The organism is Corallococcus sp. AB011P (assembly GCF_003611605.1).
GTDB classification, from domain to species: domain Bacteria; phylum Myxococcota; class Myxococcia; order Myxococcales; family Myxococcaceae; genus Corallococcus; species Corallococcus coralloides.
Genome location: NZ_RAVX01000002.1, coordinates 1 through 12,720, shown reverse-complemented (window position 1 = coordinate 12,720; position 12,720 = coordinate 1). Strand labels below are relative to the sequence as shown.

The window sequence follows — 12,720 nt, the reverse complement described above, 5'->3', positions numbered from 1 at the left end:
TGAAAGCTCAGAGGACTACTTGGTCACGCCAACGGCGGTCCAGGCCTCGGCGACCTTCTTCGCCTCGGTGGAGTCCTTGCCGTACAGGTCCGTGGCGGCCTTGATGGTGGCGGCGCGGGCCTGGGAGAAGTTCGTCTGCGGCGTCATGTACGTGGTGAGCGCGCGGCCGAAGACCTTCAGGCTCTTCTCCATGCCGATGCCGTCCTTCACCTCGATGCCGGACGTCTTGTTCTTGCCGCCCTCGGTGAGCAGGAAGAAGGCGTTGTTCGCGATGCCGCTGGAGCCGTGAACCTCCGTCATCTTCGGGAAGTTCTTGTAGTTGTCGATGGAGTAGCCGTCCGCCGTCGGGTCGTTCATGTAGCGGAGGGCGTCCGTGTTGTCGCCGTTCTTGGGCGTCCACGCGTCCTCGCCCACCGCCCAGTCGAACTTCACCGCGCTGTTCTTCTGGCTGGCGAACCACTCCACGCCGGTGCCCATGATGTCGCTGAAGGACTCGTTGAGGCCGCCGGACTCACCCTCGTACTCCAGGCCCGCGGTGCGCTCCGTGAGGCCGTGGGTGATTTCGTGGCCGGCGATGTCCAGCGTGGTGAGCGGGCCGGAGTCCTTCCCGTCGCCGTCGCCGTACTGCATCTTCTCGCCGTCCCAGAACGCGTTCACCAGGTTCACGTCGGTGTGCACGTAGGAGACCAGCTTCTCACCCTTGCCGTCGATGGAGTCGCGGCCGAGGATCTCCTTGTAGAAGTCGTAGGTCATCTCCGCGCCGTAGTGCGCGTCCACCGCGGTGGCGGCGCGCGACGGGTCGGTCTTCTCGCCCCAGACGTCGTTGTTGTCCGTGAAGCCCGTGGTGCCGGACGCCTCGGCCTTGTTCTTCGCGTCGTACGTCACGATGCCCTTGCCGCGCGTCTTGTCATCCAGGGAGAACGTGCCGTCCTTGTTCTTCGTGGTCTGGATGTCGACCTTGCCGCTGTACATCGTCTGGTCGTCCGCCACGCGGCCCGCGCTGCCCGGCGGGGTGGGCGTCGTCGGCGGGGTGGGCGTCTGCGCGGGCGTGCCGGAGGTGCCGCCAGCGCGCTTGGCGTTGGTCGTGCGGTCCAGGTGGCTCAGCGTGTTGTACTGCTTGAGCGACTCGCCGGTGTTCGCGTCGATGAAGTAGTTCATCGAGCGCGGGTCCTTGCCGCTGGACACCTTCGTGTCGGTGAGCGTCACGTGGTAGGCGGCGTGGTACTGGCCGTCCTTGCCCTTGACGATGACCTTCTCCGCGGTGGGCGCCTTGGACGTCTCGCCGTTGAAGTCCTTCTGCGCCACGGCCAGCGCGTCCTTCGCGGTCAGCTTCGTGGGCGCCTTGCCAATGCCCACCGGGACGTTGGACACGTCGCCCGTCAGGCTGTCGAACTGACCCTTCGCGTCCAGGTGGCCGATGATCTGCTCACCGGCGACCTTCAGGCCCTCGTGCATGCGGTCCATGCGCACGTGCGTCATGCCCAGCTGGTCGCGCTCCACCGTGCGCGGCGAGAACGACGTGCCGCCCGTGATGCCGGTCAGCTGCGGGTTCTTCTGGTTCACGTACGACACCGTCTGCTGCACGGCCTGCTGCGCCTGGGGGCTGGTGAGGTCCACCGGGCCCGGCGTCAGCTTCTGGCCCACGCCGTTCAGCGCCACCGTGGCCTTCGCCTTGGAGGGCGCGCCCGCGCTGAAGCTGGACTGCGAGCTCATGCCCACCGGGCCCTGCGGCTTCACGGTGTTCACCGGCTTCGTGTCGGTGCGGTTCTGGGTGGCGACAACGGGCTTGGAGAGGTCGGTGCGCAGGGCCATGGGGGAGTGCTTTCGGGGGACAGGTGAGCCGGACAAATTGATTCTCGTGTCAGCCGTCCCATTGTTGCGTGTGGGTGGCTGCTTACACAGTCATGAGTGGGTCCAAGCTCATGAATTCACAGGTGAAGTTTTCAGCCTACATCGACCCCGGAAACACATTCCGACCGGTAGGTAGGCAGGTGCGAGGGGGTGTATTTCCGTTCATTTTCATCCTGCCTGTGCACGCCCGTCCACCCACACCCCGTGTCTGGACGCCAGGCGTTCTGGCCCGTCCGCCGTGCATGCGGGCGGGCAGGGGCGGAATCCGGCGCTCGCGCACCCCATCTTCTTCCTCCGGAGACGTTCACCCGGGGAAGGAGCGGGGATGCGCGGGGACGGAGGCGAGACGGTGGCGGAAGGCTGGGTGGCACCCCGAGGGCGTGCGGCCCGGGGACACCTGCCTCGCCACGTCGCGGGCCTCTTCCGCTTCCAGCCGGGCCGTCCCGCGGTGGCGGCGGGGTTGCGCACGGGGCTGGCGCTGGGCGTTCCGCTGCTGATCTCCGCGCTTCTGTCGCAGCCGGCGGCTGCGTGGGCGGGCATGGCCGGGCTCTTCGTCGCGCTGGTGGACAAGGGCGGGCCGTACCGCACGCGCGCTCGGGCCATGGGGGCGATGACGGTGCTGGGCGCGTTGGTGGGGCTCGTCATCGTGCTGCCGAGTCCCTTCTGGGTGGACGTGGCGCTGACGCTCTTCTGGGTGACGGCGTGCGGCTTCGCGCGCAGCTTCGGGGACACGCCGGGCATCGTGGGCATGCTGCTGGCGAACCTGTTCGTGGTGTCGCTGGCCCTGCCGCAGCGAGGACCGGAAGCGGCGCTGATGCAGGCGGCGTACTTCGTCGCGGGCGGCCTGTGGTCCATGTTCCTGGCGCTGGTGCTGTGGCCGCTCCGGCCGTACCGCCCCGCGCGGCTGGCCATCGCGGCCTGTTACGACGAGCTGGCGGACGTCGCGGACGCGGTCGCGGGCTGGCCCATGGAGGGGCCCTCTCGGGTGGGGACATGGGAGGCGGTGCAGCGGGCCGCGCGCATGCGGCAGTCGCTGGAGACGGCGCGCGCGATGCTGGGGGCCACGCGCCAGGGACGGCAGGAGGAGAGCGGCCGGGGCGAGCACCTGCTGGTGTTGCTGGAGGACGCGGACGCGCTGTCGCTCCTGCTCACGGCGATGTCGGAGGCGCTGGACGAAGCGCCGCGCCAGGGTGCGTGCCGCACGGCCCGCATCGAGGCGCAGCACGCGCTGGGCGCGTTGGCGGTGGACCTGCGGGGCGTGGTCGGCTCGCTGGTGCGCGGCACGGTGCCGGTGCCGTCGTCGTGGGACGCGGAGCGGGTGACGCGGGTGCTCCAGGCGGACGGGGGCCTGCCGGAGCCGGCGCGCTCGCAGTACTCGCACGTGGCGGGGCTTTTGGGGCGGCTGCGGGAGTACAGCGCGGTGGCGCTGGACGTGGCGTCCCGGCTGGAGAGCAGCGAGCCGCTGCCGGAGCGGGACACGAAGCCGCTGGGGTTGGAGCCGGGGCGCAGGCGTTCGTGGTGGAAGGTGCTTCGCGACCACCTGACGCCGGAGTCGGTGGTCTTCCGGCACGCGCTGCGGCTGGGGCTCACCGCGACGGTGGCGACGGCGCTGGCGGAGGGGCTGGGGCTCAATCACTGGTACTGGGTGACCATCACGGTGATTGTCGTGTTGCAGCCGTACTCGGGGCTCACCACGGAGAAGGGGCTGCAGCGTGTGGCGGGCACGTTCGTGGGCAGCGTGCTGGCCATGGGGCTGGTGCACGTGCTGCCGGCGCCGTGGATGATGCTCGCGGCCATCGTGCTGCTGGTCTGCGTGTCGGTGAGCGTGCGGCCGCTGAACTTCACGGTGTACCAGGTGCTGCTGGCGCCGGCGCTGGTGCTGCTCGCGGAGATTCAAACAGGGGACTGGCAGCTCGCGGGGGTGCGCATCCTCAACACGCTGATGGGGGGCGTGCTGGCGCTGGTGGGCATCCGGCTGCTCTGGCCAAGCCCCGAGCACGCGCGCTTCGCCGAGCAGGTGGCCTGCGTGCTGAAGGCGGACCAGCACTACCTGCGCGAGGTGTCGCGCACGCCCGTGTCCACGGAGGCGGCGCTGCGAGAGGCCCGGCGCAAGGTGGGCGTGGCGCTGTTGTCCGCGGAGGCGTCGTTCCAGCGCTTGCTGAGTGAGTGGAAGGGACCGGCGAAGGAGCTGGAGCCGGGGATGGCGTTGATTACGTACGCGCGCCGCTTCACCGCGGCCGTGACGGCGCTGGCGGCGAGCCGCACGTGGCATCAGGACTCGGACCTGGGGCCGGTGGTGCGCTACGCGTCGGACGCGCTGGAGGAGCTGTCCGCGGCGCTGGTGGCGCGCCGCGTGCCGTCAGCGCTCAAGCGCGAGGCGCCGGGCCTGGAGGGCACGGACGCGCTGGCGCGCACGCAGCTGTCGCGGCTGGTGCGTCAGTTGGGCGTGCTCCACCATGCGGTGGAGCGGATGCCGCCCGCGCTGCGTGCCTCGGAGGATGGCGCAACGCCCGTTCCCGCGTGAAGCGTGGCATGCAATGGATGCTGTCCGCGCATCCTTGTCGGGCACGACCGGCGCGGGGGCACATGCTCGTGCCCTCCGCGGACTTCCAGGATGCGCGCTACGCCCGCTCCAGCTTGACCATCAGCCGGCGCAGGTCCTCGTTCACGCGCACGAAGTTGGAGTTGCCCTTCTCGTCCTCCAGCTGCTTCTTCAGCGCGGGCAGGGACGCCTCGCGCAGCTTCTTCGCCGCGCCGGGCGCGTCCGCCAGCCAGTCCACCGCCTGGATGACCGTGGCGCGCGCCTCGGTGTCGCGCTCGGTGAGCCGGCTCGCCAGCGTCGGGCCCTGGTCCGCCGCCCCGGAGCGCCCCAGCTCCATCGCCGCGCGCTGCAACAGCACCGCGTCCGCCTTGGGCAGCCGCTGCGACCAGCAGCCCGCGTTGCCGCTGCACGCCTGCGCCGCTTCGAGCACGGCCCCATAGCCCTGGACCTGATCCGCGCGCTTCTTGCCCAGCGCCGCCGCGTCCTGGCACCCGTCCTCGCCCGTCTCCTGGCAGTCCGCCGCCGTGCGCGCGGGCTCCGCCGCCGCCAGCTTCGCGAGCACCGGCTGCTCCCGCGCATCCCCCAGCAGCGCGATGCCCTTCACGGCGATCTCCCGCGAGTACCAGTCGCCGGTGCCCGCCGCCTTCTCCAGCGCGGGGAGCGCGTCCCGGTTGCCCAGCAGCGTCAGCGCCCGCACGTACGCATCCCGCACCGTCGGGTCCGGCTCACCCACGAGCCCCGCGAGCGGCTTCACCGCCTCCTGCGCACGCATCCTCCCGAGCGCGTCCGCCGCCTGCATCCGCACCAGCGCCTGGATCTGCGGATCCGAATGCGTGAACGACAGCTGCTTCAACAGCGTGGGCACCGCGCGCTTCTCCCGGAGGTCGCCCAGCACCTGCGCGGCCTTCATCGGGTAGCTGGCGGGGTTGACCCCCTGCGCCTTCGCCCACGTGAGCAGCTCCGCGTCCTTGCCCTCCAGCACCGGCAGCAGCGCGTCCGCCGCGGGCGCGCCCAGCTGGAACAGCGCGAAGCTGCTCTCCACATAGAACGACATGCCCCGGCGCTCCTTGGTCAGCGTGCGCATCAGCGCCGGCACCGCGCGCGGATCCCCAATCTGCCCCAGCGCCTCGATGGCCTTCTTGTTGAGGAACGGCTCCGCGGACTCGTCCGTCGCCAACTGGATGAGCGGCTCCACCGCCGGCTTCGCCTTCAGCGAGCCCAGCACCTGGATGGCCTCGATGCGCGTGTAGTTGTCCTTGCTGCGCAAGAGCGGCACCAGCGACGGCACCGCGCGCTCATCCCCAATCCGCCCCAGCGCGCCCACCACCGCCTTGTTCACCTGCTGCGCCGGCACGTCCGAAGCCCCGGGGTCCAGCGCCGCCGTCAGCGGCTCCAGCGACGTCGGGTGGTGCAAATCCCCCAGCGTCCGGGCCACCGCCGCCTTCACCTCCGGCCGGCGCTCCGAGGACAGCCTCGCGTGCAGGAAGGGCAGGAACTGCTCGTTGACGTTGCCCGACGTGCGCAGCGACTCAATCACTCGCACCTTGTCGTCGGGGCGCTTCGCCCCCTCCAGACTGGACTGCCAGTACTCCGGCGTCTTGGGGTCCTCCTTCTTGCAACCCCCCAGCGCAATGCAGGACACGGCCAGGGACAGGGCGACGAATGAGCGGGACATGGGGCTCCTTTACGTCCGAACGTCTGGGCTTCCGTCGGGTGTAGACCTGTCCACACGAAGGACGCAAACCTCCCCCACCTCCTGGGGTACGCTGGTCAACGACATGCCCCATGCCGAAGACAGTCGTAACGCGTCGCGTCCGACCATCATCCGCCGGACGTACCTGCTCGACCGGGAGTTCCAGCTCAAATACATCCTGCTGCTCACCGGCATGGGCGCCGGGAGCATGTTGCTGTTCGGCGTGCTCGCCCAGCAGGTGCACCGCATGTCCGCCGAAGGGGGCCTGTCCAGCGTGGAGACGCTCTGGTGGCTCACCGGCGTGGCCACCGTGGGCCTGGGCATCGCGCTCGGGTTGTTCGGGCTCCTTTTCACGCACCGTGTGGCGGGCCCCGTCCACGTGATGAGCCTCTACGTCGCGGCGCTCGCGGCGGGCCGCTATCCGCGCCTGCGCCCCCTGCGGCGCAAGGACGAGCTGCGCGCCTTCTTCGCGCGCTTCAGCGAAGCGGTGGACCGCATCCGCCAGCGCGAGGCGGACGAAGCGCTGGCGCTGGAGAAGGCGCTGGACGCGCTCAAGGACGTGGCCACCACCCCGGAAACGCGCGAGGCCCTGTCCACGCTGGAAGCGCTGCGCGCGCGCAAGCGCCAGGCGGTGGACACCTCCGCGCCGCCCGCCGCCTTCAAGTCCGTGGCCTGACCCAACTCCTTTCCCCACACGAGATTTCCCTCACATGAGCAGCCGACCCCGCATCGTCTTCATGGGTACGCCCGAGTTCGCCGTGGCCTCGCTGGAGGCCTGCTTCGACGTGGGCGAGGTCGTGGCCGTCGTCACCCAGCCGGACAAGCCCAAGGGCCGGGGCAACGCCGTCACCGCGCCGCCCGTGAAGGAGCGCGCGCTGGAGAAGGGCATCCCCGTGCTCCAGCCGCAGAAGCTGCGCACGCCGCCGTTCTCCGAGGAGCTGCGCCAGTACGCGCCCGACGTCTGCGTGGTGACGGCGTACGGGAAGATCCTCCCCAAGGACCTGCTGGCCCTGCCCGCGAAGGGTTGCGTGAACGTGCACGCGTCGCTGCTGCCGCGCTTCCGGGGCGCCGCGCCCATCCAGTGGGCCATCGAGCATGGCGACAGCGAGACGGGCGTGTCGCTGATGGTGATGGATGAAGGCCTGGACACCGGCCCCGTGCTGGCGATGAAGCGGCTGCCCATCGCGCCGGACGAGACGAGCGCCACGCTGCACGCGAAGCTGTCCGCGCTGGGCGGCGACATCCTGCGCGAGTCCCTGCCGCGCTACCTCCGCGGCGAGCTGACGCCTCAGCCCCAGCCCTCCGAGGGCATGGTGCTGGCGCCCATCATCGACAAGGAGAACGGCAAGCTGGACTTCGCGAAACCCGCGGTGGAGCTGGACCGCCGCCTGCGCGCCTTCACGCCGTGGCCCGGTGCGTACACGCTGCTGGGTGGCAAGGTCTTCAAGGTGCACCGGATGCGGCCCGCGGAAGGGAAGGGCGCGCCCGGCACGGTGCTGTCCGCGGGGCCGGAGGGCATCGAGGTCGCTTGTGGCGAGGGCTCGGTCGTCTTCCTGGAGGTCCAGCCGGAGGGCAAGCGGGTGATGCGCGCGGCGGACTTCCTCTCTGGAAACAGATTGCAGCCGGGCAGTCAGCCGTTCACGTCTTGAGCGCGCCGACGAGCGCCATGTGGAATTCTCGCGTCATGGAGTCGCACGGATGGGCATGAAGCTGCTGGTGTTGCACGGGCCGAACCTCAACCTCCTCGGTGAGCGCGAGGACGTCGCGGGGGGCCGCCTGACGGACCTCGACGCGGCCCTGCGCGCGAAGGCGAAGGAGCTGGGACTGACGCTGACCATCGTCCAGTCCAACCACGAGGGCGTCCTCATCGACACGATCCACGCCGAGCGCAAGAACGTGGAGGGCATCCTCATCAACCCGGCGGGCTGCTTCACGTCCTACGCGCTGAAGGAGGCGCTGGAGGCGGTGGGGCTGCCCGCCATCGAGGTGCTGCTCAAGCCGCCCGCCCGCGAGTCCGTGGTGGCCGAAGCGTGCGCCATGCAGGTGCTGGGGCTGCACGGCTTCGACCCGTACATCCAGGCCCTGGAGACCTTCGCGAGCGGCATCTTCCACCCCGCCATCCCCGGGCCGCTGAAGTCGCTGGGCCGCCGCAAGAAGGCCGCCGGGCCCGAGGACGAAGACTCGCGTCCGAAGCCCAAGCTGGTGGGCCGCGTGCACCCGCTCAAGAAGGACGACGCGCCGGAGCCCACTCCGCTGGCCACGCCCGCGCGGTCGCTGCGGCGCACGGCGGAGGCCGGGGGGCCGCTGAAGACGCTGGGCCGCAAGTCCGTGCCCACGGTGGTGAAGACGGACGGCAAGCCGGGCAAGACGCTGGGCCGCGCGGCGAAGGGCGGCTCCACGCCCGCGTCGGACCTGCTCACCCGGGCGCTCGTGCGCCAGAAGATCGCGGACCGGCTGGCCGGACGGCTCAGTGAAGCGGAGCTGGCCACCTGGGCCCGCGCGAAGTATCAGCAGGTCCAACGTGGTGAGCCGGCGGAGAGCGGCCACCGCGAGCTCCTGGAGGACAGCCTCCAGAGCCTCACCCTGTCCCATCTGCCCGCGACGCGGCTGACGGACACGCAACTGGTGGACCTGATGACCCGGCTGGAAGAAGGATGAGCGCCCGTATCCTCGCCATCAACATCCTCGCGCGCGTGCGCGCCACGGATGCCTACCTCAACGTGGTGCTGGACACGGTCCTGTCGGAGTCGCCTCCGAAGGACCCTCGCGACGCGGCGCTCGTCACCGAATTGACCTACGGCGCCACCCGCCGGCAGCTCGCGCTGGACTACGCCATCACCCGCTTCGCGGACCGCAAGCTGGACGCGCTGGAGGACAAGGTCCTGGCCGCCCTGCGCGTGGGCGCCTACCAGCTCTTCCACACCCGCGTGCCCGCGCGCGCCGCCGTGGCCGAAACGGTCCAGGCCCTCAAGGACGTGGGGCTCGGGCGCGCGGCGGGCTTCACCAACGCCATCCTGCGCAAGCTGTCCGAGCTGCCCTCGCCGCCGCTGCCCTCCCAGAAGGACCCGGTGGAGTACCTGTCCGTGCGCGAGAGCCACCCGCGCTGGCTGGTGGAGCGGTGGATCCGCCAGTTCGGCCGCGAGCGCGCGGAGGCGATGCTCGTCGCCAACAACCAGCCGCCCGCCGTCGTCATCCGCGCCAACACCTCCAAGGTGACGCGCGACGCGCTGCTCGCGCAGCTGAAGGACGTGGGCGTGGAAGCGCGCGCCACGGAGGCCTCGCCCGTGGGCATCGTCCTGCCGCCCGTGGGCCGCGTGGAGGACGTGTACGGCTACTCGGAAGGGCTGTGGCAGGTGCAGGACGAGGCCGCGCAGCTCGTTGGCGTCTATGGCGCCATCCCGGAGACGGCGCGTGTGCTGGACGCCTGCGCGGCGCCGGGCGGCAAGGCCTGCCATCAGGCGGAGACGCACGACGTCGTCGCGGTGGACCTGCACGCCAACAAGCTGCGAAAGATTGAAGCGGAGGCCCACCGCCTGGGGCTGTCCAGCCGCCTGAAGGCCTACGCGCACGACGCGTCCGAGCCGTTCCCCGAAAGCTGGGGCGAGTTCCACGCGCTGGTGGTGGACGCGCCTTGCACTGGACTGGGCACGCTGCGCCGGCACCCGGAGCTGAGATACCGCCGCAAGGAGGAGGACGTGGCCCGGCTGGCGACGCTCCAGCGGCGCATCCTGGAGAACTGCCAGGAAGCGGTGCCGGCGGGCGGCCTGCTCGTCTACGCCGTCTGCACGCCGGAGCCGCAGGAGGGGCAGGACCAGGTGGACATGTTCCTGCGCAGCCACCCGGAGTGGACGGCCGAGCCGCCCGTGCTGCCCGGCCTCAAGCTGCCGCTCGCCCAGGCTTGGCTGCGCACGCTGCCCGGGCCGGAGGGCTACGACGGCTTCTTCGCGGCCCGGCTGCGCAAGCTCTACTGAGCGCCGGGCACGCGGACCGCGGGAGGACGCTTCAGTCGTCCTGCGGAATCAGGGCGGCCTGCTTGAAGGCCTCCAGCACCGCGGCGGACGCGCGGTCCAGGTACTTGCCCTTGCGGATGAGCAGGCCAATGGGGCGCGACACCGGCCCCTCCGCGAAGGGCTTCGCCACCAGCGAGCTGTTCTTGATTTCGGCGTGGGCCGTGGCGAGCGGGAGGATGGCCACGCCCAGGCCCATCTCCACCGCGCGCTTGATGGTCTCCACGTTGTCCATCTCCATCACCGGATTGATGTCGATGTTCTTCTCGCGGAACAGGCGGTCCAGGGCCTTGCGCGTGGGGGCTTCCCGGTCGAAGGCGATGAAGGGCACGCCCGACAGCGCGGTGACGCTCACCTTCGTCTTGCTGGCGAACGGGTGGTTGGGCGCGCAGACCACCGCCAGCTTGTCGTCGCGGAACGGCAGGATGTCCACGCCCGCGCGCGGCTGCGGATAGGCCACGATGCCAATCTCCGCGGCGCCAAGAATCACATCGTCGTAGACCTGATCATTGCGCCGGTAGTTCAGGCGCATGTTGACCTTGGGGTGCGACTTCAAGAGCTGCTTCTGCACCACGTTCAGCTCGTGCAGACCCACCGAGTAGATGGTGGACACGGTGGTCGCACCCTGGACCTCCGTGGCCTGCTCGCGGATCTCCTGCTCTACCTCCGCGAAGCGCGCCAGGATTTCCTTGCAGCCCCGGAACAGGCGCTCGCCCGCGGGCGTGGGCGTCACCTGCCGCGCGCTGCGCGAGAGCAGCTTCTGCTCGTAGCGGTTCTCCAGCGCGCGAATCTGCTGGCTCACCGCCGACTGGGTCACGTGATTGAGCTGCGCCGCGCGCGAGAACGAGCCCGTCTCGACCACGTCACAGAACATCTTCAACGATTCGAGCTGCATGGGCCGTCTCCTACCCTCAAACCTAATGGCCGGGCCAGTAGTAATTAGTTGACCTACCCCGCGCGCGAAAATGACCTACAGGCACAATCTGCCTGGCTGCTTGCGCGCCGCGGCGAAATCCTCGGGCTCTCAAACGTTGGAGTCATGGCCGTCCTCGGGCGGACGCGGGCGGGTGAGGGCGAAGAGGGCGGCGCCCAGGGCGACGAGCGCCCCGCCGGAGAGCGTCTGCACTCGGCCCAGGTCGCGGTCCGTCTCGTGGAGGAGCTGGCACTCCTGAGGGGACAGCTTGTCGCAGTCGGCGGGGGCGAAGACGGCCCTTACGCCCAACCCGAGCAGGCTCACGCCGCCCAGCATGAGGCCGGCGATGCCGCCGAACGCCGCGGCGCGCAGGACGGAGGCACCCCGGGGCGAGGGCAGGGAGGTCATGGACCGGGAGGCGTAGCACCGTCCCGGGCCGGAAGGGACAGGGGAGGGTGTCCCGGGCGTATGCTTCCGGACCATGCGAATCCTGTATGGGGTCGTCGGCGAAGGGATGGGCCACGCCACGCGCTCGCGCGTGTTGCTGGAGGCGCTGACGAAGGAACACGAGGTCCACATCGTGGTGTCCGGGCGGGCGCAGAACTACCTGGCCCAGCGCTTCCAGAACGTGCACGGCATCTGGGGGCTGACCATCGCCTACGAAGGCAACTCGGTGAAGAAGTGGCAGACGGTGCTGCAGAACCTGAAGGGCGCCGTGACGGGCTGGCCGCAGAACGTGCGCCAGTACTTCGACCTGGTGGAAGGCTTCAAGCCGGACGTGGTGGTGAGCGACTTCGAGACGTTCAGCTACCTGTTCGCGAAGAACCACCGGTTGCCCGTCATCAGCGTGGACAACATGCAGGTCATCAACCGCTGCCAGCACGACCCGGCGCTGCTCGCGGGCCATGAAGAGAGCTTCGAGGCCACGCGCGCCATCGTGAAGGCGAAGCTGCCCGGGGCCTTCCACTACCTGGCCACGACGTTCTTCTACCCGCCCGTGCGCAAGCGCCGCACCACGCTGGCGCCGTCCATCCTCCGGCCCGAAATCCTGGCGGCGAAGCCGGAGGCCGGTGAGCACCTGCTCGTGTACCAGACGTCGACGACGAACACGCACCTGCCCGAAATCCTCAAGCAGTCCGGCGTGCCGTGCCGCGTGTATGGCCTGCGCCGCGACCTGAAGGAGGACGTGGTGGAGGGCAACCTCACCTACCGGCCCTTCAGCGAGGCGGGCTTCATCGACGACCTGCGCACCGCGCGCGCGGTGGTCGCGGGCGGCGGCTATACGCTGATGAGCGAGGCCGTCTACCTGCACAAACCCCTGCTCAGCATCCCCGTGGGAGGCCAGTTCGAACAGGTGCTCAACGCCCTCTATCTGGAGCGGCTGGGGTACGGGATGTATGTGAAGGAATTGAGCCTGGACGCGCTGAAGACGTTCCTCTCACGCGTGCCCGCCTGCGCGGAGTCCCTCAAGGGCTACGAGCAGGACGGGAACGTGAAGATGCTCACCGCGCTCAATGAGCAGCTGGCGCAGGCCTACGAGCACCGCGGCCACTGGCGCATGGAGCTGGCGGAGATGGACGGCAAGGCCTAGGGGCTGTCCCTGATTAGCGCAGCCAAAGAAGCATGGAGGCGACATGCAGGACGGCGAGGTAGCTGCTCGCCGTCTTGTCGTAACGGGTGGCGGCGGCGCGAAAACGCTTCAAGTCGTGGAAGA

10 protein-coding genes are annotated in these 12,720 nt (G+C 69.9%); 6 read left to right on the top strand and 4 right to left on the bottom strand.

Annotated elements, in window-relative coordinates; translation table 11 throughout:
* Window positions 1-15: 15 nt before the first annotated feature.
* The gene (locus D7X30_RS05310; protein ID WP_120561775.1) at window positions 16-1,812 is read right to left on the bottom strand and encodes a M4 family metallopeptidase; all 1,797 of its coding nucleotides are present in this window, start codon (window positions 1,810-1,812) and stop codon (window positions 16-18) included.
* A gap of 364 nt (window positions 1,813-2,176) precedes the next feature.
* Between D7X30_RS05310 and D7X30_RS43540 the strand changes: the two genes are divergently transcribed.
* Window positions 2,177-4,375, top strand: a complete 2,199-nt coding sequence (locus D7X30_RS43540; RefSeq protein WP_120561774.1) for an FUSC family protein — start codon at window positions 2,177-2,179, stop codon at window positions 4,373-4,375.
* Window positions 4,376-4,472: 97 nt separating this feature from the next.
* Here the strand turns inward: D7X30_RS43540 and D7X30_RS05300 are convergent, their stop codons facing one another.
* A complete protein-coding gene (locus D7X30_RS05300) occupies window positions 4,473-6,068 on the bottom strand; it encodes a HEAT repeat domain-containing protein (RefSeq protein WP_120561773.1) in 1,596 nt (531 codons plus the stop codon).
* 103 nt (window positions 6,069-6,171) lie between these two features.
* Between D7X30_RS05300 and D7X30_RS05295 the strand changes: the two genes are divergently transcribed.
* The 4 genes from D7X30_RS05295 to rsmB are packed head-to-tail and all read left to right on the top strand — an operon-like array spanning window position 6,172 to window position 10,057.
* Complete coding sequence (locus D7X30_RS05295; RefSeq protein WP_120561772.1) at window positions 6,172-6,762, top strand: signal protein; 591 nt, start codon at window positions 6,172-6,174, stop codon at window positions 6,760-6,762.
* Between the two features lie 34 nt (window positions 6,763-6,796).
* On the top strand, window positions 6,797-7,735 hold the full coding sequence (fmt, locus tag D7X30_RS05290) for a methionyl-tRNA formyltransferase (protein WP_120561771.1): 939 nt from the start codon (window positions 6,797-6,799) through the stop codon (window positions 7,733-7,735).
* Window positions 7,736-7,784: 49 nt separating this feature from the next.
* On the top strand, window positions 7,785-8,744 hold the full coding sequence (locus D7X30_RS05285; RefSeq protein WP_199724179.1) for a type II 3-dehydroquinate dehydratase: 960 nt from the start codon (window positions 7,785-7,787) through the stop codon (window positions 8,742-8,744).
* Window positions 8,741-10,057, top strand: a complete 1,317-nt coding sequence (gene rsmB, locus D7X30_RS05280) for a 16S rRNA (cytosine(967)-C(5))-methyltransferase RsmB (protein ID WP_120561770.1) — start codon at window positions 8,741-8,743, stop codon at window positions 10,055-10,057. The genes D7X30_RS05285 and rsmB overlap by 4 nt, the downstream gene beginning before the upstream one ends.
* 31 nt (window positions 10,058-10,088) lie before the next feature.
* Here rsmB and D7X30_RS05275 read toward each other — a convergent pair whose 3' ends face one another.
* Both D7X30_RS05275 and D7X30_RS05270 read right to left on the bottom strand, forming a co-directional pair.
* The gene (locus tag D7X30_RS05275) at window positions 10,089-10,988 is read right to left on the bottom strand and encodes a LysR family transcriptional regulator (RefSeq protein ID WP_120561769.1); all 900 of its coding nucleotides are present in this window, start codon (window positions 10,986-10,988) and stop codon (window positions 10,089-10,091) included.
* Window positions 10,989-11,117: 129 nt separating this feature from the next.
* Entirely contained in the window at window positions 11,118-11,414 is a 297-nt protein-coding gene (locus D7X30_RS05270) for a hypothetical protein (protein WP_120561768.1), read from the bottom strand.
* Between the two features lie 73 nt (window positions 11,415-11,487).
* On the opposite strand from D7X30_RS05270, the gene D7X30_RS05265 reads away from it, so the two are divergent.
* Window positions 11,488-12,597: an MJ1255/VC2487 family glycosyltransferase gene (locus D7X30_RS05265; RefSeq protein WP_120561767.1), complete on the top strand. Its 1,110-nt coding sequence runs from the start codon at window positions 11,488-11,490 to the stop codon at window positions 12,595-12,597.
* The last annotated feature ends 123 nt before the right edge of the window (window positions 12,598-12,720 follow it).

Bases quoted from the DNA above. Each gene is read 5' to 3' on its own strand.
- D7X30_RS05310 (WP_120561775.1), bottom strand. From the start codon at position 1,812: ATGGCCCTGCGCACCGACCTCTCCAAGCCCGTTGTCGCCACCCAGAAC.
- D7X30_RS43540 (WP_120561774.1), top strand. From the start codon at position 2,177: ATGCGCGGGGACGGAGGCGAGACGGTGGCGGAAGGCTGGGTGGCACCC.
- D7X30_RS05300 (WP_120561773.1), bottom strand. From the start codon at position 6,068: ATGTCCCGCTCATTCGTCGCCCTGTCCCTGGCCGTGTCCTGCATTGCG.
- D7X30_RS05295 (WP_120561772.1), top strand. From the start codon at position 6,172: ATGCCCCATGCCGAAGACAGTCGTAACGCGTCGCGTCCGACCATCATC.
- fmt (WP_120561771.1), top strand. From the start codon at position 6,797: ATGAGCAGCCGACCCCGCATCGTCTTCATGGGTACGCCCGAGTTCGCC.
- D7X30_RS05285 (WP_199724179.1), top strand. From the start codon at position 7,785: ATGGGCATGAAGCTGCTGGTGTTGCACGGGCCGAACCTCAACCTCCTC.
- rsmB (WP_120561770.1), top strand. From the start codon at position 8,741: ATGAGCGCCCGTATCCTCGCCATCAACATCCTCGCGCGCGTGCGCGCC.
- D7X30_RS05275 (WP_120561769.1), bottom strand. From the start codon at position 10,988: ATGCAGCTCGAATCGTTGAAGATGTTCTGTGACGTGGTCGAGACGGGC.
- D7X30_RS05270 (WP_120561768.1), bottom strand. From the start codon at position 11,414: ATGACCTCCCTGCCCTCGCCCCGGGGTGCCTCCGTCCTGCGCGCCGCG.
- D7X30_RS05265 (WP_120561767.1), top strand. From the start codon at position 11,488: ATGCGAATCCTGTATGGGGTCGTCGGCGAAGGGATGGGCCACGCCACG.